Origin of the sequence: Lysinibacillus sp. NPDC056232 (genome assembly GCF_042267565.1) — a bacterium.
Classification (GTDB): Bacteria; Bacillota; Bacilli; order Bacillales_A; family Planococcaceae; genus Lysinibacillus.
In genome coordinates this window covers 155,484-177,822 of sequence record NZ_JBHJTF010000004.1, presented here as the reverse complement: position 1 = coordinate 177,822, position 22,339 = coordinate 155,484, and the positions used below count along the sequence as shown (strand labels likewise).

Annotated in this window: 19 protein-coding genes; 6 read left to right on the top strand and 13 right to left on the bottom strand. The window is 38.8% G+C overall.

From position 1 onward, the window contains the following. Positions 1-284: 284 nt before the first annotated feature. Positions 285-614: a hypothetical protein gene (locus ACFCYJ_RS05330; RefSeq protein ID WP_376071628.1), complete on the bottom strand. Its 330-nt coding sequence runs from the start codon at positions 612-614 to the stop codon at positions 285-287. Between ACFCYJ_RS05330 and ACFCYJ_RS05325 the strand changes: the two genes are divergently transcribed. Continuing rightward, positions 604-912: a hypothetical protein gene (locus ACFCYJ_RS05325; protein WP_376071626.1), complete on the top strand. Its 309-nt coding sequence runs from the start codon at positions 604-606 to the stop codon at positions 910-912. The genes ACFCYJ_RS05330 and ACFCYJ_RS05325 overlap by 11 nt on opposite strands. A 57-nt stretch (positions 913-969) precedes the next feature. Here ACFCYJ_RS05325 and ACFCYJ_RS05320 read toward each other — a convergent pair whose 3' ends face one another. The 5 genes from ACFCYJ_RS05320 to ACFCYJ_RS05300 all read right to left on the bottom strand — a co-directional run bounded on the left by ACFCYJ_RS05320 (position 970) and on the right by ACFCYJ_RS05300 (position 5,849). Beyond that, positions 970-2,100 carry an acetylornithine transaminase gene (locus ACFCYJ_RS05320; RefSeq protein WP_376071623.1) on the bottom strand — a complete coding sequence of 377 codons (1,131 nt, stop codon included), beginning with the start codon at positions 2,098-2,100 and terminating at the stop codon, positions 970-972. 108 nt (positions 2,101-2,208) lie between these two features. Continuing rightward, the gene (gene argB, locus ACFCYJ_RS05315) at positions 2,209-2,982 is read right to left on the bottom strand and encodes an acetylglutamate kinase (protein ID WP_376071620.1); all 774 of its coding nucleotides are present in this window, start codon (positions 2,980-2,982) and stop codon (positions 2,209-2,211) included. Further along, on the bottom strand, positions 2,945-4,177 hold the full coding sequence (argJ, locus tag ACFCYJ_RS05310) for a bifunctional glutamate N-acetyltransferase/amino-acid acetyltransferase ArgJ (protein WP_376071618.1): 1,233 nt from the start codon (positions 4,175-4,177) through the stop codon (positions 2,945-2,947). Before argJ ends, argB begins: the two co-directional genes overlap by 38 nt. 21 nt (positions 4,178-4,198) lie before the next feature. Further along, positions 4,199-5,233, bottom strand: a complete 1,035-nt coding sequence (argC, locus tag ACFCYJ_RS05305) for an N-acetyl-gamma-glutamyl-phosphate reductase (RefSeq protein ID WP_376071615.1) — start codon at positions 5,231-5,233, stop codon at positions 4,199-4,201. Between the two features lie 307 nt (positions 5,234-5,540). Continuing rightward, on the bottom strand, positions 5,541-5,849 hold the full coding sequence (locus ACFCYJ_RS05300; protein WP_376071612.1) for a hypothetical protein: 309 nt from the start codon (positions 5,847-5,849) through the stop codon (positions 5,541-5,543). A 437-nt stretch (positions 5,850-6,286) separates the two neighbouring features. Between ACFCYJ_RS05300 and ACFCYJ_RS05295 the strand changes: the two genes are divergently transcribed. Further along, positions 6,287-6,658 (top strand): hypothetical protein, encoded by a 372-nt coding sequence (locus ACFCYJ_RS05295; protein WP_376071610.1) that lies wholly within the window; start codon positions 6,287-6,289, stop codon positions 6,656-6,658. Positions 6,659-6,755: 97 nt separating this feature from the next. Here ACFCYJ_RS05295 and acsA read toward each other — a convergent pair whose 3' ends face one another. Next, positions 6,756-8,483 carry an acetate--CoA ligase gene (gene acsA / locus ACFCYJ_RS05290; RefSeq protein WP_376071607.1) on the bottom strand — a complete coding sequence of 576 codons (1,728 nt, stop codon included), beginning with the start codon at positions 8,481-8,483 and terminating at the stop codon, positions 6,756-6,758. Positions 8,484-8,826: 343 nt separating this feature from the next. Here acsA and ACFCYJ_RS05285 point away from each other — a divergent pair, with 343 nt between their 5' ends. From ACFCYJ_RS05285 to ACFCYJ_RS05275, 3 genes are read left to right on the top strand one after another with little or no spacing between them, the layout of a single operon-like run. Continuing rightward, entirely contained in the window at positions 8,827-9,459 is a 633-nt protein-coding gene (locus ACFCYJ_RS05285; RefSeq protein WP_079561699.1) for a GNAT family N-acetyltransferase, read from the top strand. Between the two features lie 24 nt (positions 9,460-9,483). Next, positions 9,484-10,134, top strand: coding sequence for an acetoin utilization AcuB family protein (locus ACFCYJ_RS05280; protein WP_376071604.1), 651 nt, complete (start codon positions 9,484-9,486; stop codon positions 10,132-10,134). Next, positions 10,131-11,291, top strand: coding sequence for an acetoin utilization protein AcuC (locus ACFCYJ_RS05275; protein ID WP_376071601.1), 1,161 nt, complete (start codon positions 10,131-10,133; stop codon positions 11,289-11,291). Before ACFCYJ_RS05280 ends, ACFCYJ_RS05275 begins: the two co-directional genes overlap by 4 nt. A gap of 104 nt (positions 11,292-11,395) precedes the next feature. Here the strand turns inward: ACFCYJ_RS05275 and ccpA are convergent, their stop codons facing one another. Together ccpA and ACFCYJ_RS05265 are read right to left on the bottom strand one after the other, a co-directional pair. Further along, complete coding sequence (gene ccpA, locus ACFCYJ_RS05270) at positions 11,396-12,400, bottom strand: catabolite control protein A (protein ID WP_376071598.1); 1,005 nt, start codon at positions 12,398-12,400, stop codon at positions 11,396-11,398. Between the two features lie 181 nt (positions 12,401-12,581). Next, complete coding sequence (locus ACFCYJ_RS05265) at positions 12,582-13,667, bottom strand: bifunctional 3-deoxy-7-phosphoheptulonate synthase/chorismate mutase (RefSeq protein WP_376071595.1); 1,086 nt, start codon at positions 13,665-13,667, stop codon at positions 12,582-12,584. Positions 13,668-13,852: 185 nt separating this feature from the next. Between ACFCYJ_RS05265 and ACFCYJ_RS05260 the strand changes: the two genes are divergently transcribed. After that, a complete protein-coding gene (locus ACFCYJ_RS05260) occupies positions 13,853-16,018 on the top strand; it encodes a cell division FtsA domain-containing protein (RefSeq protein ID WP_376071593.1) in 2,166 nt (721 codons plus the stop codon). A 220-nt stretch (positions 16,019-16,238) separates the two neighbouring features. On the opposite strand, the gene ACFCYJ_RS05255 is transcribed toward ACFCYJ_RS05260, so the two are convergent. From ACFCYJ_RS05255 to ACFCYJ_RS05240, 4 genes are all read right to left on the bottom strand, one after another. After that, on the bottom strand, positions 16,239-16,739 hold the full coding sequence (locus ACFCYJ_RS05255; protein WP_376071590.1) for a YtxH domain-containing protein: 501 nt from the start codon (positions 16,737-16,739) through the stop codon (positions 16,239-16,241). 133 nt (positions 16,740-16,872) lie between these two features. Next, on the bottom strand, positions 16,873-17,379 hold the full coding sequence (locus ACFCYJ_RS05250; RefSeq protein WP_376071587.1) for a DUF948 domain-containing protein: 507 nt from the start codon (positions 17,377-17,379) through the stop codon (positions 16,873-16,875). Positions 17,380-17,490: 111 nt separating this feature from the next. After that, a complete protein-coding gene (murC, locus tag ACFCYJ_RS05245; RefSeq protein ID WP_376071584.1) occupies positions 17,491-18,804 on the bottom strand; it encodes a UDP-N-acetylmuramate--L-alanine ligase in 1,314 nt (437 codons plus the stop codon). Between the two features lie 228 nt (positions 18,805-19,032). Continuing rightward, positions 19,033-22,293, bottom strand: a complete 3,261-nt coding sequence (locus ACFCYJ_RS05240; RefSeq protein ID WP_376071581.1) for a DNA translocase FtsK — start codon at positions 22,291-22,293, stop codon at positions 19,033-19,035. Between the last annotated feature and the right edge of the window lie 46 nt (positions 22,294-22,339).

Genomic DNA, 22,339 nt, shown 5'->3' with positions numbered 1-22,339 from the left:
TTACGGGCAGTTACTCTCCCGCCTAAATTCGAGGCGAGAGTCTTGTACCTGACGCTTCGCTTTCGGTACAGATAAATTACTGCCCGTTAATGCGGGATAAAGTGAAACTTTAATCAGAGGGGGTTTTCTCCAACCCCCTCTGATTATTAGTCTTCACCAATCGGGCTTTTACGGGCAGTTACTCTCCCGCCTAAATTCGAGGCGAGAGTCTTGTACCTGACGCTTCGCTTTCGGTACAGATAAATTACTGCCCGTTAATGCGGGATAAGATTTTACTAAACTACTCAAAAGTTGCAGATGACATTTTTAAAACGTATTCTAAGTATATAAGTTGATTGGAGTGGAGGCTGGGCGACTCCTTGGGGATCAGCAATAGAGGAACGAAGGCTAAAACCATCACGTCCTGTGATAACGCCTTCGTGACCAACATCGGTGCTGTTGCTGTCGCTACGTTGCACTACGCTTTCGCACAGACAAAAACACTTTGCTGACGCTGCGTTAGCACTACGCTTTCGCGCAAAAAACATCTGTTGGCCTGAGACCCTGGAGCGAGCAGGCAGAGGAACGAAGGCTAAAAACATCACATCCTGTGATAACGCCTTCGTGACCAACATCGTGTTGGCCCAAGTGGCTCATCGGACGCCCCCAGGAAGCTTTGCTCTGTGCGAAAGCAAAGCGTCAGCAACAATGTTTTATCTGTGCGAAAGCGAAGCGACAGCAACAAATGTTTTCTGTAGCGAAAGCAAAGCATCAGCAATTGTTTTATCTGTGCGAAAGCGTAGCGACAGCAACAACAAATGTTTTATCTGCGCGAAAGCGAAGCGTCAGCGACAAAGCGCCCAGCCGGAACGGAAATCAACCCCACGTTATGGTGATAAGTCTTTTTTAATAAGCATTAAAAAAATCTGCTAGATTTCTTAAAAAGAAGTCTAGCAGATTTATTTTTTATCGTATTTAAATGTCCAGACACTATAACAGTATCGTTTTTAAAATCGAAATTGCTTCATCGATTTCAGCTTTTGACACAGTTAATGGTGGTAATAGCCGAATAACGTTTGGCCCTGCTCCTACTAATAATAAGCCCTTTTCCTCTGCCGCTGCTATATATGAGGCTACCTCAATATCGCCACAGCCAATACCAAGAAGTAAACCTTGGCCCTGTACGGTATACGTAGAAGGGAGATTCGCTTTCAACTGCTTCACAAAATATGTGGATAGCTCCTGTACATTTTGTAAAAATGCAGGTTCAAAGACATGATCAAGCACGGTTTCAGCAACACTCATTGCAAGTGGGTTCCCACCGAATGTTGTCCCATGTGTGCCAGGACTAAATGTATCATATAGCTCGGCTGTTCCAAGCATCCCACCGACAGGGAAGCCCCCACCTAGCCCTTTGGCCAATGTCACAATATGTGGCTTTAAAATCGTTTGCTCAAAAGCATATTTTGTTCCTGTTCGTCCAATACCTGTTTGAACCTCATCGATCATTAGTAATATTCCTTTGTCGTCACAGGCTTTCGCTATTGCTGCTGCGAACTCTGGTGATACACTGTTAACGCCGCCCTCACCTTGAATCATCTCCAACATAATCGCTGCGACAGAATCGTCAATCGTTGCTTCAAGCGCTGCCACATCATTAAAAGGCAGAATTGTAAACTTTTCAACAAGTGGTCCGAAGCCATTATGTACCTTGCCCTGACCTGTTGCGGACATTGCTCCAAAAGTTCGCCCATGAAAGGATTTCTCGAAAGTAATAATATGATTTTTCCCTGTATGCTTACGTGCCAGCTTAATGGCCGCTTCATTTGCTTCCGCACCACTATTACAGAAAAATGCATAAGAAAAATGTGTATCAGCTATTAATTTTTGGGCAACCTTCTCCTGACCAGGAATATCAAATAAATTAGAAGTATGCCATAGCTTTTTACTTTGATCTTGAATAGCCTCCACAATTGCAGGATGTGCATGCCCAAGACTCACTACAGCAATTCCACTTATAAAATCTAAATATTTTTTCCCAGCAGAATCTTCGACAACTGTTCCTTGCCCTTTGACAATTTGGGCGCGGCGTTTGCCATAGTTTCCAAATAAAGCACTCATCTTATCACCCCTACTTAAATTCATCGCTAAAATCTTCAATCTTACTCAACTATATTGCTACCTCTATGCCATTAGAACAGTCATTCCTACTATAAAGAAGAATAACTTTCACTGAGAACGAGATAAAATCGTCGTACCTACTAAGTTTTCCCCAACAATTTGCACTGATGGAATACCTGCATTTAAGCATTCGAGAGCTCCTTGAACTTTAGGAATCATTCCACCGTAAATATGCCCTTCCTCTATCCATTGATTAATGAAAGAAGATGTTGCTTTTGATTGATATTCATCGTTAATTCGAATACCACTTACATCCGTTACTAGTAATAAGCTATCTGCATCTAAAGCTAGTGCTATTTCGCTAGCTACCGTATCCCCATTAATATTCAATGCCTGGCCATGTTCATCTGCTCCAACGCAAGCAATAACCGGTACAATCCCCGCACTAATTAATGCTTCTAGCAAAGATGTATTGACGGTCTTTACTTCTCCAACAAAACCGAATACATCTTTGTCTAGATAATCCGCTACAATCAACTGACCATCAAATCCGTTTAAACCAATTGCAGCTATGCCGGCCGTTGTTAATTCATGAACAAGCGCTGGATTGACCTTTCCTATTAATGTTGACTGTACAATATCAATTGCAGCTTTGCTCGTTACACGAATACCGTTTAAAGCATGTGATTCTATACCGCGCACCGCTAGTTCACGGTTAATAGCCGGGCCACCGCCATGGGTAATAATAAGCTCTACACCGCTTTCTTGGAGTTTTTTAAAATTCTCAAAAAACGATTCATTTAAGCCTTCTAGCGTACTACCACCCAGCTTAATGACCATTCGTTTACGAGCGGTATGAGGCATTAATTTGAACGTAGTCATAAGTTAGATCACATCCCCAAGCATGCCCCTTGCCTTCCCCAATACCAAGTGACACATAGATTTTCACTTCATGCATTTTTAAAATCTGAATTAACCCATCCTCTGAAAACGGAACTGGCTCACCGTTTTCAACCATAGTAACACCGCCAATTTGGATCGTAATTTTTTCTGGATCAACCATTGCGCCACTATATCCTATAGCGGCAATAATACGTCCCCAGTTTGCATCACACCCAAATACTGCCGTTTTCACAAGCGGTGAACCAACTACTGTTTTAGCAATTTTACGCGCTTCTTCATCAGAAATTGCCCCTTCCACTTCAACTTCAATCAGCTTCGTTGCACCCTCACCATCTTTGGCGATCATTTTTGCTAAGTCTTGAGCTACTGTTTTCAATGTATAATAGAAGTTTTGCCAATCTGGATGGTTAGGAGTTAAAGCTTCATTGCCAGCTAAGCCGTTTGCCATCACAACTACTGTGTCATTTGTAGATGTATCCCCATCCACTGTAATTGCATTAAAAGTCAAATTAGTTATATCAGATAATGTTGCCTGCAGGACATCTGATTCAATATTTGCATCCGTCGTAATAAAACCTAGCATTGTCGCCATATTTGGTTCAATCATACCCGAACCTTTTGCAACCCCAGCAATAATAACTTCTTTACCATCAACAATAGTGCTGTAGCTTGTGTTTTTCATAACGGTATCTGTTGTTAAAATCGCTTGGGCAAAATCAATCGCACTTTCTAAATTATCCTTTGGCTCTAACTGATTAACCCCATTTGCCACTGGCTCCATATTCATAATTTCACCGATGACACCCGTTGAGCAAACACCTACTAAATTTGCCTCGATACCAAGCTTTTCTGCCATTAAGAACTGCATTGTTTGTGCATCCTTCGCCCCTTGCTTCCCTGTACATGCATTAGCATTTCCAGAGTTGACAATCATCGCCTGCATTTTCTTCGTTGTGTATACAACCTCTTTCGTTACTTTTAATGGTGCTGCCTGCACAGCATTCGTTGTAAAGACACCTGCTACACTCGCTGGTACTTCACTTACTAATACAGCTAAATCCTTTTTCTTATGCTTTAAACCACAATGTAAACCCGCAGCTTTAAAGCCCTTTGGTGAAACAATATTTTTACTTGATAATTTTTTCATAATACTTGCGGATGCTATTAATGTCATAAAATCTTTCCTCCTTTGTTTTTAAATAAAGAATGGAACGACATCTAATCCTGTCGTTTGTGGTAAATCAAATTGAACGTTCATATTTTGAATGGCTTGCCCTGCAGCCCCTTTGACTAAATTATCGATAACGCCAACGATTGTGGCACGATTCGTACGGCTATCTACTTTTACAAAAATATCACAATAGTTCGAACCTTTAACGCGGTTTGTTCCTAGACTATTTACATCTGTAACAATCCGTACAAACGGATGCTTTTCATAGGCATTCTGTAAACAAGCCACTAGCTGATGCTCTGTAACACCAGGCATAACAGGTGCATATGAGGTAGATAAAATCCCTCTAGTCATTGGCACTAAATGAGTATTAAAAGAAATGGTTGTATCGACCCCTGCAAACATTGAAATGGCCTGCTCGATTTCTGGTATATGCTGATGTGCATTTGTTTTATAGATTGAAAAGCTTTCATTTGTCTCACTAAAATGTGTCGTTTGCGATGGCTTATTACCGGCCCCTGAAATCCCACTTTTCGCATCAATTACTAAAAAGTTCGAATCAATCAATCTTTCTTTTAGCAACGGTAACAACGAAAGTAAAACCGCTGTTGGGTAGCACCCTGGATTGGCGATAAGAGGAGCATGTTGAACATTTTCTGCATTCCACTCAGTTAAGCCATATACACTTTGTTGAATGATTTCCAATGGTGCCGCTTTTTTACCGTACCACGCTTCATAGCTCGTGGGATCTTGTAAACGGAAGTCACCAGACAAGTCTATTAATTTAGGCCCTCTCCCTACCAATGGAGGTAATAGCTCACTTGTCACCCCTGAAGGCGTACTTGTAAAAACAACATCAAATTTCTCTAAAGCCCCATAATCAATTTTTTGTAAAGGTGTATCGGCTATATGAACGAGATGACCAAACTTAGAAGAAAAAATGACACCTTCTTCTGAGGATGTGAATAAATCGATCCGCTCCACCGCTTTATGATTATGTAAAAATCGAATAAGCTCTAATCCACCGTATCCGGTTGCACCAACAATTCCTACTTTCAATGCACTCACCTCTGAAATAAGTTAAAATTAGTATACGTCTGCATATTTATTAAGTCAACTGAATTTTTATTTATATTTGAATTTTTTCGCAATCTTTACTAAGTAATTGATTTTGAGTAAAATCCGAATAACTAAACGCTATAAAACAAAGAGAATGCTTAAATAGAATGAACGAACTCCCTAAAAGGTTAACTTATTCACTAGTAAGAATTCAGTTTTTTTCTGCATTTTAATGTATTAAACTATGCTCATCACTCTAACGTGAGGCTGATTTCCGTTCCGACTGGGCGCTTTGTTGTTGCTGTCGCTACGCTTTCGCACAGATAAAACAATTGCTGACGCTTCGCTTTCGCACAGATAAAACATTTGTAGCTGACGCTTTGCTTTCGCTACAGAAAACATTTGTTGCTGACGCTTCGCTTTCGCACAGATAAAACATTTGTAGCTGACGCTTTGCTTTCGCTACAGAAAACATTTGTTGCTGTCGCTTCGCTTTCGCACAGATAAAACATTGTTGCTGTCGCTTCGCTTTCGCACAGATAAAACATTGTTGCTGTCGCTTCGCTTTCGCACAGATAAAACATTGTTGCTGCCGCTTCGCTTTCGCACAGAGCAAAGCTTCCTGGGGGCGTTCGATGAGCCGCTTCGCTTCGCTGCAGGGTCTAGATATTTTTTGCGCGAAAGCGTAGTGCTAACGCAGCGTCAGCAAAGTGTTTTTGTCTGTGCGAGAGCGTAGTGCAACGTAGCGACAGCAACAGCACCGATTTTGGTCACGAAGGCGTTATCACAGGATGTGATGCTCTTAGCCTTCGTTCCTCTATTGCTGATCCCTGAGGAGTCGCCCAGCCTCCACTCCAATCAACATCACATTGTTTGAAATAATTTCCTTTTTAAAAAATGGGCCCAAAAATAAAAATAGTTTTACTTACCTTACTTATCTTTTTTTATATTATTGTATTAAATAATAGCAATATGCTTTTTTCCTAGAAGGTATAAAATGAGGGAACTAATTTTTCTATTATCGAGTAAGGCATTGAAAGGAGATGTGTTATTATGCAAAAAATTTTAGTATATTCCTTTTTGTTTCTATTAGTACTTACAGGGTGTTCTTCTGTTATACCAGGTAATCCAACAGCAAAAACTATTCTTAAAGAAAATGCCCAAGCAGATATTTTACAAATTGATGAATTAATCTATATAAAAGCAGCCGATCAAGAATCTCTAAAAAAGGATGCTTTTATAAAAGAAGATAAAATCGGAGAAATAAAAAAAACGACGACATCCACTCTATTTTTCAAAGACTTTTGTGCTACTAAATTGCCAGTTGGATCTGAAATTTTCGCTACAAATGATCATGACACTTACACGATTATTGTTGAAATAGAAGGTAAACAATTATTATATACGGCGCTTGTAGAGGGCTAATACTAAACCGCAAAAACTCTGTTGAATGAAATTTTACTTTTTTCAAAAAAGAAAGCAGGAATTTTTCGTCGACCGAATAAATTCCTGCTTCTTATAATTAATCCTCCATCGTAGATAAATCACCAGTTGGTAAATTTAACTCCCACGCCTTTAACACACGACGCATGATCTTACCACTGCGTGTTTTTGGTAGTTTATCCTTAAATTCGATTTCACGAGGTGCTGCGTGTGCAGATAAGCCCTTCTTAACAAAATTGCGAATATCCTCAATCAATGCATCTGAAGGTTCTACACCCTCACGTAAGGATACAAAAGCTTTAATAATTTCACCCCGTACAGGATCTGGCTTTCCAATCACCCCTGCCTCGACTATATCAGGATGCTCTAGTAGTTTACTTTCTACTTCGAAAGGACCTACCCGCTCACCAGCTGTCATAATCACATCATCTACACGCCCTTGGAACCAGAAATAACCATCATCATCCATATAGGCGGAGTCCCCAGACACATACCATTCACCTTTTAAGAAATAGGATTCATAACGCTCTGGATTCCCCCAAATTTGACGCATCATCGCTGGCCAACCACGTCGAATCGCTAGATTTCCCATTGTAAAAGGTGGTACTTCATTACCAGCGTCATCAACAATCGTCGCATGGATACCTGGTAATGGTTTTCCCATTGACCCTGGCTTAATATCCACAGAAGGATAGTTACAAATCATATGTGCACCCGTTTCTGTCATCCACCACGTATCATGAATACGGTGTTCTAGCTCATCAATCCCCCAACGAATTACCTCTGGATTTAACGGCTCACCAACAGATAAAATGTGACGTAACGAAGATAGATCATAATTCGCAAGCATACCGCTACCAGCACCCATTAACATTCTAAAAGCGGTTGGTGCACTATACCAAACTGTTACACTATAATCCTCAATTGCTTGGTACCAAGCTTGTGGAGAGAATCTTCCGCCAACAATTAGCATTGTGATACCATTTAACCATGGACCAAAAATTCCATATGCTGTTCCTGTTACCCATCCCGGATCAGCCGTACACCAGTAAATATCATCTTCACGCAAATCTAGTACCCATTGCGTCGATTGATATTGTTGAAGCATTGCATTATGAACATGCAATACGCCCTTCGGTGCTCCAGTTGATCCGGAAGTATAATGAAGAATCATACCATCCTCTCTGTCCACCCATTCAATGTCAAATTGAGAAGATGCTTCTTTCAAGCGTCTATTAAAATCTAAAATTTGTGTTGTTTCCTCTATATCAGTTCCTACTAAAAAGACATGCTGCAAATGTGGTAGCTTTTCTAAAGGTACCCGTTCAAGTAACTCTGGTGTTGTCACTAATACTTTAGCTTCACTATCTGCAAGTCTGTCATAAACTGCACCTTCCATAAATGCCTCAAATAATGGACCTACAATAACACCCATTTTCAATGCGCCTAATAAAGAAAAATAAAGCTCCGGTGAACGTGGCATGAAAATAAATAATCGATCACCTTTTTCTAAATTTGTTGCTGCCTTAAAAACATTTGCAGCTTTATTTGTCAGCTTTTTCATTTCATTGAAAGAATAAGCCTCTTTACGCTTACCGTCATTAAAATAAAGTGCAACTTTGTTTTTTCGATGTGTTTCTGTATGACGATCAATTGCCTCATACGCCATATTCACAAGACCTGTTTCATACCAACTAAATCCCTTTTCTGTCTCTGCCCAATCATGTGTTGCTGCAGCTCTCTCATAATTAGGCAAATTATATTGCCCTGGTAAAGCATTCAACTTCTCCATCGTTTTCATCCCCATGAAACTACCCCTTTCTTTGCTATCGCTTTAGTACATTAGTAAGCAAATTTCAAATCGTTATTTCATATTTTCCCCCTTCAAAATCCGCTACCTTCTCCAAAGACAAATACGTTTTGCAGCACTTGTTATACAACAGTTTAGCTAGTTTAAAATTAATGAATGCTTATTCATACAACATTCATCTGTTAAATAACAGATGCAATATAAATATATTTTACACGAATCTATTAAGAATGTCTTAATATTTTTATTTTTCTAAAAATGCAGGTATATTTTACAAATAATAGCGTTTTTCCGCAGGAAATCAGCTATAATGAAATTATTAAACTCAGGTGGTGTAATCATGGAACATAAAAGAACTTTTTTTTCTGTCACAAAGGAAACAAAGCATGGTACTGTGTATGTGGAAGGACCTGTTCCTCCAGAAAAATTAGCTACATATTCATTCCACGAAGGCTTGGTTGCTTTTAGACCTCCAAAGCAACAGCAGCAAGCCATTATAGAAATTGCAGGGCTTCCTGAAGGACGAATTATTATTATTCGAAATGAAAACATTATTGTAGGCTACGTCACTTATCTATATCCCGATCCACTTGAACGATGGGCGGAAGATCGAATTGATAATATGATCGAGCTAGGTGCTATTGAAGTTATTCCAGAATATCGTGGTACAGGTGCTGGTAAGGCACTACTAGCCGTGTCTTTTATGGGAGATGAAATGGAAGACTATCTTGTTATCACTACCGAATATTATTGGCATTGGGATTTAAAAGGGACTGGTTTAAATGTTTGGGATTATCGCAAAATGATGGAGAAAATGATGGGCTCCGCCAACTTCGAATATTTTGCTACAGATGACCCTGAAATTACATCACATCCTGCTAACTGCTTGATGGCTCGTGAAGGAAAACGCGTGCCCCCTGAGACAATGGAAAGATTTGATAGACTTCGCTTTAGAAATCGCTTCATGTATTAAAACCAACACAAAGGGGATGAGTATATGATCGTAGAAGAAATTATGAATGATGAGCCTCACACGCTGGCTCCGACAAATACAGTGTTTGAAGCACTGAAATTAATGCGTGAGAAAAAAGTACGTCATTTGCCAGTTGTAGATGAGGAACAACACGTTCTTGGGGTTATCACGGAAAGAGATATTAAAGAGGCTTTACCTTCCTCTTTACGTGATGAGCCTAATTCTCCAGTTTTTAATGCAAAAGTAGAAGAAATTATGGTTAAAAATCCACTTGTCGGTCATCCACTTGATTTCGTAGAAGAAGTAGCTCTTACTTTTTATGAATCCAAAGTAGGCTGTTTACCAATTGTCTCTGGAGGGAAATTAGTAGGGATTGTAACTACTACAGATTTACTCTATACATATATAGAGTTAACAGGTGCCACTGAACCTGGCTCAAAAATTGAAATTCGTGTATCTGATACGCCAGGAATATTATTTGAGATTACAAAAATTTTCAATGAACATCATGCAAATGTCCAAAGCGTCTTAGTTTATCCTGACTCTGAAAATACCCAAAATAAAATTTTAAGTGTCCGAGTAAAAACATTGAATCCACTAGCTATGATTGAAGATCTTCGCAAAGAAGGCTTTGATGTATTATGGCCTAATTTACCGGGTGTTTCGTTACAATGAAAAAAGCAGTATTTGTTTACTCGCCAGAGCAACTCGGATATAAATTTTCAGATACTCATCCTTTCAATCATAAACGCTTGACACTTACAATGGATTTGCTAAAGAATATTGATGCTCTTAATGATTTGGATATTGTTCCAGCTCGTGTCGCAACAGAGGAAGAGCTTTTACTTGCCCATGACCCTAAATATATTGATATCGTTAAAAGAGCCGGACACGGTGAGCTTTCAGAGGCACAATGTGAAAGCTACGGCATAGGCACTGAAGATACACCTATTTTTGAAAATATGCATGAAGCAAGTGCACAGCTTGTCGGTGGAACGTTAACAGCTGTCGATTATGTTATGGAAGGAAAAGCCGAGCACGCCCTCAATCTAGGTGGAGGGCTACATCATGGCTTCCGTGGACGTGCATCAGGTTTTTGTATTTACAACGATAGTACAGTAGCCATTCGCTATTTGCAGGAAAAATACAATGCTCGTGTACTTTATGTAGATACCGATGCCCACCATGGGGATGGGGTGCAATGGAGTTTTTATGAAGATCCAGATGTTTGTACATTGTCCATTCATGAAACAGGGCGCTATCTTTTTCCCGGAACTGGTAATATTACAGAACGCGGAAATGGAAAAGGCTATGGCGCTTCTTTTAATTTTCCAATTGATGCTTTTACAGAAGATGAGAGTTTCCTAGAAATATATGAAAAAGCTATGCGAGAAGTTTTTGAATTTTTCAAGCCGGATGTTGTGCTAACGCAAAATGGCGCAGATGCACATTTTTTCGATCCATTAACACATTTATATGGGACAATGAATATTTATAGAGAAATTCCAAAGCTTGCACATAAATTAGCACATGAATATTGTGGAGGCAAATGGATTGCTGTCGGTGGTGGAGGGTACGATATTTGGCGTGTTGTGCCTCGTGCATGGTCTATGCTATGGCTTGAAATGACAGATCAGCAATTACCAACAGGTCCCCTCCCTCAAGCATGGTTAGATCGTTGGCAGCCTGAAGCACCAGTGCCTTTTATTCCAACTTGGGAGGATCCAAATCCTTTGTATGAACCAATCCCTCGAAAGGCTGAGATTGAAGAAAAAAACGCGCAAATGCTAGCCAAAGCGCTACATATTGTTCGTAATGAAAAACGCGTTTAACACTAGCCTCACGACAATCGTGAGGCTTTTCGTTTGCTCTTAGTCATCTATCCGTCTACATAAAAAACACGTAAATCCTGAACAGATTTACGTGTTAAGTATCGTTATTTACTTTTGACAGATTGTCGATGCTCAATACGATGCGGTAAAATAACCGCTTCGTCTTCAACAGGCTCTTTGTTCATTAATTTTGTCAGCAAGCGCATTGCGACAGCTCCGATATCGTACAGCGGTAATGCGACACTTGTTAGCTGCGGACGAACCATGCGAGCTAATTTTGAATTTTCAAAACTGATTACTTCGATATCCTCAGGTACATCTTTACCTGCATCCTGCGCACCATGAATCAATCCAATTGCTAATTCATCACTACCTGCAAAATAAGCAGTTGGAGGATTTTCTAGTGAGGATAATGTTTCCCACGCCTCTAAGCCCATATCATAGCTCGATTCATCTGCAGCAATTAATGATTCATCTATAGGGTAACCTGCGTCTTGTAAGGCTTTTTTATAAGCTTCAAGTTTGAATTTTCCATTAATAGTATACGAAAGCGGACCTGTTACGAAAGCGATTCTCTTATGACCATTTTGAATAAGTAATGTAATCGCCTCATAAGCTGCTTGATAATAATCTATATTAACAGTCGCAATTGTTTGTGATTCATCTACTGAACCTGCAAGTACAATTGGCACAGGAGAATGATCCATAGTTTGTTGCATTTTTTCAGTTACTTCATCACTCATCATGACAATACCGTCAACCTGTTTTCCCAGCATTGTATCCAGTAGCTGAAGCTCTTTATCTTCATGTTGGTCTGAATTGGCTAAAATAATATTGTAACGATACATTGTTGCAATATCCTCTACACCACGTGCCAGTTCCGCATAAACATTGTTTGCAATATCCGGGATAATCACGCCAACTGTTGTTGTTTTCTTACTTGCTAATCCTCGCGCTACTGCGTTTGGACGATACTCTAATCGTTCAATTACTTCTAATACTTTTTTTCGTGTTGCCGGTTTTACGTTTTGATTACCATTGACTACACGAGAGACAGTTGCCATAGAAACATTTGCTTCTCTTGCAACATCATAAATTGTAACAGTCATCGTACGTGCCTCCCTTTTTTCCTTTTATAGCCTTATCATACGATAATTTTCATATTCTTTTCAAGAAGCAGTATGTACATGAAAAGAAAAACCAAGTACAAGTAGTACTATTCTAGACATTATTTTGTCACTATATAGTAAACACCGCCTGCCGATTAGAGCAAGCGGTGTTTATCAACAATTAAGCATTGATTTCATGATTCTTCATGAAAGTTTGTAATGTTTTGTAGAAAGCATCAAATGTTGGAATATCCATTTGCTGTTGTGAATCTGAAAGTGCTACAGATGGATCTGGATGTACCTCTGCCATGACGCCATCAGCTCCAATAGCAATTGCTGCCTTAGCACATGGTAATAGTAAATCACGACGACCTGTTGAATGTGTAACGTCTACAAATACTGGTAAATGCGTTTCTTGTTTTAAAATTGGTACAGCAGAAATATCTAATGTGTTACGCGTTGCTTTTTCGTAAGTACGAATACCACGCTCACAAAGAATGATGTTTTCATTTCCTTTAGACATAATGTATTCTGCTGCGTGGATGAATTCATCAATTGTCGCTGCTAAGCCTCGTTTTAAAAGGACAGGTTTATTTGTTGCACCCGCTGCTTTTAATAATTCGAAGTTTTGCATATTACGTGCACCAATTTGGATAACATCGATGTAATCTAATGCTTCCTCTAAATGACCTGGTGTAACAATTTCCGTAATAACGCCTAAACCAAATTCCTCTGACACACGTTTTAAAATTTTAAGTCCTTCTAACCCAAGACCTTGGAAGTCATATGGAGAAGTACGTGGCTTATAAGCACCACCACGAATTAATTTTTCACCTTTTGCTTTAATAGATGCTGCTACGGCTGCTACTTGCTCGTATGATTCTACAGCACAAGGTCCAAATACGAAAGATGGTTTTCCTTGGCCAATCAGTTCACCATTCACATTAATGACAGTATCTTCTGATTTCTTCTTACGTGATACAAGTAACTCTTTTTTCTTATCTGCTTCTAGTTGTTTTAAAGCTGTTTTAAAGATTTGCTTAAATATATAATCAACCGTCATTTGGTTTAATGGACCTTGATTGTGTTCTTTAATAAGATCAAGCATGTGTCGTTCACGCAATGGATCATAGCGATTCACACCTTGTTTTTCTTTAATCTTACCGATTTCATCAACTACTGCTGCTCGTTCATTAATTAGACGTAGAATTTCTAAGTTTAAACCGTCAATTTGACTACGTAAGCTTTCTAAATCTTTTTGGCTCATACTTTCTTGCTCCTCTCCTCATGACAGACACTTTCAGAACTCTGAAATGTATGTTACATTTTTAGATATTAGCAACATTATAATCAATGTTGCGCAGAATGTCACGCATTTTTAATTTAGCGCTTCAACTCGCTAAATTATATAATAATATTAACATACAAATTACGAGAAAGGAAGCGAGTACATTGAGTTCAAAATTATTTGCACTTGATATCGGTACACGTTCTGTAGTAGGAATTATATTAGCAGAAGATAAAGACCGCTTTCACGTGGAAGACATCTTAGTAAAAGAACATAAAGAACGCGCCATGGTAGATGGTCAAATACATAATGTCATGTATGTGGCAGATTTAATCAATGAAATTAAACATGAACTTGAAGAGAAGCATGGTCCTTTAACAAAAGTGAGTGTCGCTGCCGCTGGTCGCTCATTGAAAACAGAACAAGCAAGTGTGACAATCAATATTCGTAATCGGCCTATCTTTACAGAAGAAGATATAAGTCGTTTAGAACTACAAGCTGTTCAACAGGCACAGCAACAACTCCTTCAACACAAAGAAGATGCTAAAATAAGCCACTATTATTGTGTTGGTTATTCAGTTCTATACTATCGTTTAGATGGAGAAGAAATTGGTAGCCTACTCGATCAGCAAGGCGATGAAGCACAAATTGAAGTTATTGCTACATTCTTGCCACGAGTTGTCGTAGAATCGCTTATTGCGGCTCTTAAACGCGCGGATTTAGAGATGGAGGCACTAACATTAGAACCTATTGCAGCTATTAATGTGCTTATCCCCCCAACAATGCGTCGTTTAAATGTGGCGCTTGTTGATATTGGCGCTGGTACTTCCGATATTGCCATTACCGATAAAAGTACTGTTGTCGCATATGGCATGGTACCAACAGCTGGTGATGAAATAACAGAGGCATTAAGTGACCACTATTTACTCGACTTCCCAGTTGCCGAAGAAGCGAAGCGTCAACTGCAAACAGAAGAAGAAATATTAATTCAGGATATTTTAGGCTTTGATCAATATTATCCGAAAGAAGAAGTTCTTCAAGCAATCGATCCTGCTGTCAAGCAACTGGCAAAAGCCATTGGAGAAGAAATATTACGTCTTAATAATCAGTCAGCTCCTAAGGCGGTAATGCTTGTTGGTGGAGGTAGCTTAACACCCAAACTTACAACTGAACTTGGACTAGTACTAAATTTACCTGCCAACCGCATTGCCGTTCGAGGGATTGATGCCATTCAAAACTTAACGAAGGAAGATCACATTAAAGCATCTCCTGAATTGGTGACTCCAATCGGTATTGCCATTGCAGCAAAAAAAATGCCTATTCAATATATGAGTTTAACTGTCAATGAACAAGTAGTTCGCCTTTTTGAATTAAAGGAAATGACTGTCGCTGATGCATTTTTAGCAGCCAATATTCGAGCCAAACAGTTATATGGAAAACCAGGACATGGATTATCATTGAATGTAAATGGACAAGATATTTTCATTCCTGGTGGTCACGGTCAACCGGCAGAAATTTTAGTGAATGGTCATCAGGCATCCACTAAAACGATGATTAAATCAGGCGATGCCATCCAGTTAATTGAAGGTCAAGACGGCCAGCCAGCTACTGCTACGGTAAGAGATATTGTAGATGATGCTGCCATTAAAACCGTTACAATTCAACATACAAAATATGTCATCGAACCACAAATAACGGTTAATGGTTCCCCAGTATCACTCGAAAGTGTATTAAATGATCGAGATGTTGTGATGTTTGAAATAGCTGAAACAGTCGAGGATGTATTTAAGCTCACTAATAATTGGGAGTTATTAAAACAATTTGAGTCATTTTATATTCAAGTGGACGGAAAGCCACTTTATTTACCAGAGTTTTCAGCTCATTTAATGATGAATGGTAAACCATCTAAAATGTCATATGCTGTACAAGATGGTGATGTACTTACATTTCAGCAACAAACATACCCTATCGTTCAACAGATTGCTGACCAAATGAGTGTTTTACTTGAGGATAAAATTATCATACACTTTCAAAACGAGGTAGTAGAGCTAAAAAAGATGGCTAACGAAGTTCTCGTTAATCAAGTAGTGGTAACACCTCTTTCAACCGTTCCAAATAGAGCCAGTATTTCATTTAAAGAGAAAGACCGAAGTCGTTGGATCTACCAGGATGTGTTCCGCTTCTCCAATTGGCAACTGCCTACTACATTTAAAGGTAATTTCACGATTTTACGAAATGGTCAACCGGCAAGCTTCGATATGGAGATTTTCGGCGGGGATAAACTAGAAATTTTACTAGAAAAAGCACCTATATCTGAACAAATGCGCTAAAGCGCTCGTTTACATCCGACAAGCGCTGGAGAGCCCGAAGCAAAAGTAAACGCTCCACCACTTTTGCCCGAGGGATCGAAGCGACCTCGAGATGTAGCGTTTTAGCCTAGACGACGACTTTGCCCTAGTTTATCCACAGGCAAAAAATCCATAGTTTCCTTAACAATAAAAAAGGGATACGATACATCGTTGATAAGATGTATCGTATCCCTTTTATCTATTATGCGCGAACTTCTTCACTTTTTTCTTCAGCTTGTTCCTTTTTTTCATCAGCATCCTCTGCCTTAGGTTCTTCACTAGGAATGAAATCCTCCAGTGGCTCTTCACCCTCAAAAGAAACAGTACCATCGTCAAAAACAGTTGGTGCCTTTGCTGATTTTAACGTTTTTACTTTCTCCACTAATTGTGTAGATTGTTCTTGAATTTGTTTAGATAATTGAACCGTTTTATCTTTTGCAGTTGTCGAGAAATCTGCACTCTTATCTTTTAGGTTAACAGCTTGTACTGCTACATCGCTAAGTAAATCTTTTCCTGATTTTGGAGCTAGTAATAAGCCGGCAGCTGCACCTACTATACCGCCAACTAATGCGCCAATAACGAAATCCTTCATGTTCACTCGCTCCTCTTCATAAATTGATTCTTGCGGATGATAAAGCTGCGGCAATGAACTTTCAAGTTGTTGTTCCTTCACTTCATTAAAATTTGGCTTTTGAGTTGTCATGCAACAATTCCTCCCCATCTTATTATCTAATTTGCCTAGACTGGTTGTCCATCTGCCTTCGCGGATGCATTCTTCAACTTATGCCTAAGACTTTATTTTTATTCAGCTGACATTAACGTCTACCGAATAATAATTATTTTTTACGGCCCCATTTTCTTTTTGATTTTTCCGTTTTCTCAGATTCAAAAGGATAAACATCATCTTGAATCACCTCATTGGCCTGATCGGTAATTTTACGTTTTTTCCACTTATCAGCAATGCCGATTGCGACATTGCTCCACTGAACAACCTGTGCAATTTTTTCTTCATTTTGTTCCACACTTGTAGAAATTGAAGAAGTAATTTGCTGTACAGATGTATTTAAACCATTCACAGAGTCGCCAATTCCTTTGACTGCATGAACAACAGAATTTAACTGTTCAGATTTTTCTTGAATATCCTCTGCCAAGCTATTTGTTTTGGACAGTAAGGAAGTCGTTTCACGTGTAATACCTTCCATCTGTCCTTCTATACCCGATAATGTTCCTGCTAAACTGTTAAGGATTGATTTGAGCGAAAATAATGTCATTCCTACGCTCACACATAAAATTAAAAAACCGATTGCTGCGATGATTGCCGCAATATACAAAATAATTTCCATAACTAGACCTCCTGCAAGTAAAAATTCTCTTTACTAATCCTATCCTTATCTTCGACAAAAAAAACTGAATTCCTTCTCATTTTTGAGAAAAAACAGCTTATTCCTTGCGGACTAAGCTGTTTCGTTGTTCTTTAGCACGTCTTCAAAAGCATCTTGGAATTTGTGAACATCGCCAGCGCCCATAAATAAAAATACTGCGCCTTTATGCTTTGTTAACACATCGATTCCTTCAGTGGTAATCACTGCACTGCCTTCAATTAAAGACGCTAAATCTTGGATTGAAAGTGCGCCTTGTGTTTCCCTTGCAGAGCCAAAAATATCACATAAGTATGCTGTATCTGCAAGACTTAGACTATCTGCGAAATCCTGTAAAAAAGCTTGTGTACGTGTAAATGTATGTGGTTGGAAAATAGCTACTAGCTCACGATCTGGAAATTTTTGTCGTGCCGATTGAACCGTTGCACGGATTTCAGTTGGATGGTGTGCATAGTCATCTATTAAAACATTATTCCCAATATCCGTTTCTGTAAAACGTCTTTTCACACCTTTATATGTGTTTAAACGTTCTTGAACGATGTCTGGTGAAATACCTTCATATTGGCAAAGTGTAATAACAGCTAAAGTATTTAATACCGCATGATCACCAAACAATGGGATAAAGAATGTACTATAAAATTCATTACGGACAAATACATCAAACTTTGTACCCTTTGTTGTTTTTTCAACATTACGAGCCTCAAAATCATTTTCAGCCCCAAATCCATAATAAACAACTGGTACCTTTGCTTGAATACGTTGTAGATGTTCATCATCACCGCAAGCAATAATGGCTTTTTTAACCTGTAATGCTAATGATTGAAAGGCTGAATAAACATCCTCTATGTTTGCAAAATAGTCAGGATGGTCAAAATCAATATTAGTCATTACTGCGTAATCGGGATTGTAAGCTAAAAAGTGTCGACGGTATTCACATGCTTCCATCACAAAGAAGTCAGCATTTTCATGCCCAGCGCCTGTTCCATCACCGATTAAATAAGAAGTTGGTTTATAACCTCCTACAACATGAGCCATTAAGCCTGTCGTAGATGTTTTACCATGTGCACCCGTAATAGCAATCGACGTATAATTACCGATATATTCACCTAAAAATTTATGGTAGCGAATAACTTCTACACCAATTTCACGTGCACGCTCTAATTCGGGATGATCATCAGGAAATGCGTTCCCTGCAATAACTGTCATACCTTCTTTAATATTATCTGCATTAAATGTAAAAATTGAAATATTACGCTCACGTAACGGCTGTTCCGTGAAAAAATATTTATCAATATCTGAGCCCTGTACTTGTTCACCAGCATCAAATAAGATTTGTGCAAGTGAACTCATGCCAGAACCTTTAATGCCTGTGAAATGAAAAACTGTCATTAATTAAACCCCCCGGGAATTCAATATCCCTTCTATCATCTATTAGGTGTACCGTATTTTCTCACTAATTATTAGGTATTAATACCTTTGGAAGTGCTAAAAAATACGTACTAATCAACACATCTTGTCTATTATAGCACTATTTATGCATAAGGATAAATGTGTAACTTTTCTAAAAAAACTAATTTCGACGTAATTAAGATAATCTATACGAAAACAATACAATTCTTATTCAAACATAGCAATTAAATCTTCTTCTGTAATATAACTTTCTCGTGGTTTACTGCCTCTTGCCTCAGACACAAAGCCATGCGATTCCAACATATCGATTAACCGTGCAGCACGATTATAGCCAATATGATATTTGCGCTGAATTAAGGAAGTAGAAGCTCCTCCCTGCTCATAGACAAATCGACATACATCCTCAAACAGTTCATCTTGCTCAGCAGAAACCTCAGTCTTCTTTAAAAGTTCCTCTTGATCGAATATATAATCAGGCTCTCCTTGCTCACGAACATGCTCAATAATCGCTTCAATTTCATCATCTGTCACAAATGTCCCCTGCAAACGCACCGGAGCAGACATACCATTACCTAAATATAACATATCGCCTCGTCCAAGCAATCTTTCTGCACCTTGCGCATCTAAAATTGTACGTGAATCGATTTGTGAAGATACCGCAAAAGCAATACGTGTAGGAATATTTGATTTAATAAGCCCTGTAATAACGTCAACAGACGGTCTTTGAGTTGCAACAATTAAATGGATACCACAAGCACGTGCCTTTTGCGCAATACGACAAATTGCCTCCTCTACATCTGTAGGAGACATCATCATTAAATCTGCCAATTCATCAATGACAATTAGAATATACGGTAATTTTAAGCTATGTTCATTATTTTTATCCGCAATTGCATTATAACGTGTAATATCACGTGCACCCGCATGAGCAAACAACTGATAACGACGTTCCATTTCCTCCACTGCCCATTTCAGTGCAGCTGTAGCAGCTTTAACATCTGTGATGACTGGGCTAACTAAATGAGGAATATGATTAAACGGTGCTAATTCTACCATTTTAGGATCGATAAGCATTAGTTTTAATTCATGTGGTGCAGCTTTATATAATAAACTAACCAAAATTGAATTGATACAAACTGATTTACCAGAACCTGTAGCTCCGGCAATTAAGCCATGCGGCATTTTTCGTAAATCAATGGTTACAGGCTTCCCTGTTAAATCCAGACCCAATGCTGCTTCTAACGGTGAATCTGACTCAAGGAAAGAAGCACTATTTGTCACTTCTGATAATCGAACAGCGCGAGATACACGGTTCGGTATCTCAATGCCAATTGAGCTCTTCCCAGGAATCGGAGCTTGGATGCGGATATCTTTCGCTGCCAACGCAAGCTTCAAATCATCTGATAGATTGCGGATTTTACTAACCTTCGTACCATGACTCACTGTTATTTCAAATTGTGTCACGGCAGGTCCTTGCATAATGGATTCTATTTGAGCTGAGACTTGGAAATAAGACAAAGCTTCGACCAACGTATCTCCCTGTTGCTCCATCCACTCAGTATCCTGTGTTTTTTCCTCAGGTGGCTCTAAAAACTCATCCTCTGGCTTTTGATACACATGAACAGGTTTTGGAGGTATTTCCATTACTTGATTTTCCACTAATGTTTCATCTGATATGGAAGGTTGCTCTAGATACTCTTCTAGATCAATATAATTCTCCTCGGGAATCACTACTTTTTCGATAGGAAACTCCTGTTCAACAGTTATTTCTATTTCCGTTTCGGTTGTTACCGCTACTTCCTTCTCAGCAGTTATTTCCATTTCCGGTTCGGTAGTTACTTCTACTTCCTTCTCAGCAGCTGTTTCCACTTCCGTTTCGGTTGTTACCGCTACTTCCTTTTCAGCAGTTGTTTCCATTTCCGTTTCGGTTGTTGCTGAAATTTCGTCGGAGCTCTCAACATCAATCACAGTCTTTTCTAATGTCGAAACGCTCGACATTGATGATACTGGTGCCATTGTAATGACTGATACACTCTCTGTTGCAGTATTGAATGGAGCAGTATTTTGAATAGAAACCTCGTCTTCCTCCGTCGATTGTAGTGTTGTTGTATCATCCATCTCTAACTCACTAATCTCTAAATGTATGGATCGTTGGATTTGTTCTTTATTGGATGGCACCAATTGATGTTCTTTCTCTAAATGAATCGGCTCAGAAGAAGGCTCTTGTTCTTCTTGATCCTTTTCAACAATTGTTGGGGTCGGCTTCGTATTTTTTAATTGCTGTCGAATTCTCCATTTCTCTTTATCCGTTTTTAGCATTAAAACATTGAATGGTACCCCGCCACTTTTTTCTTTCTTTCCTACAGATTGCTCTTCTAATGATTGTTCTTGCAATATCTCTTGCTCAATATCTTCATTCATTGATGGCTGGACTACTGTCACTTCACCAATGTGGATAGTAGAATTTTCGATTTGTAATTGTTCTACGACTACTTCTTTTACATGAATTTCGGATTGATCAACAGGAAGTTGTTCAATATTCAGCTCATGCTGAACAGCTTCTTTCACTTGGTCTTCAAATTCTACGGCAAAAGAAGTTGTTAGTGGAACAGGTAATTCCGTCGTCGTATTATCATTTGGATGATTGGTTTCGTCTGATAATTTATCATCAAAAGTAATCGGTTGCTTTGCAGGTTTTTCAATTGTTTCAGGGATTTCTAACTGTTCAGGTCCATCTTTTTGATCTGCGCTAATAGGCTCTTTTTCTTCTAGTATATTTTCAATAGCCTCATTTGTTGTCGCTTCTTTTATAGACTTAGATGCTGTAGGTATTTCTAACTCTTTTTTGTCGTGCTCTTCCTTTCGCTTCTCTAATAATTGTTCAATTGGGCTTGGCTTAGTAAAACCATAGACTGGTGACGGAACATCACTTGGTACAAAACGTTTGCGATTAGCAGGTAAATCACTTTCATCTGTTTTTTCTGATAGATAATTCGTATCTTTAGGCGAAGTCGGTAATTCATTTTGTGCATCTCGAAAAACAAGACTTGCTTTCGAACGATTTTCCGGTTCAGGCTGACTTCGCGTAATCGTCGTTCTACCTGTTCTCTTCGTTCGATTTGCTAATAGATCTCGAATACCTGAAACCTCAATATCATAAACACTCGAATCCACAATATGATTATTTAAGTGCCTCGGTAGCGATAAATCTTCAATTTGTCCGGACGAGTATGCATCGTCCATTTGATTAAATGCTTCTTTTGATGATGGTGTTGATGGTGGAGCTGAAAATTCCTCATCCTCAATTAACGGAAAACGAAAAGTTTTTTGCTTTGCTGCTGTTGTTTCTTTAAATGAGTTTAGTTGCTCAGATTGTTCTTCTTCATAGTCATCATAAAACTCTTCATATTCGTAATCATTGTCATCTTTATTTAAAAATTTATCCATTTGTTTTTTTAACCAATTCACATTGTTTCACTCATTTCTCTTACACTTCATTTATAGCATTAACTAA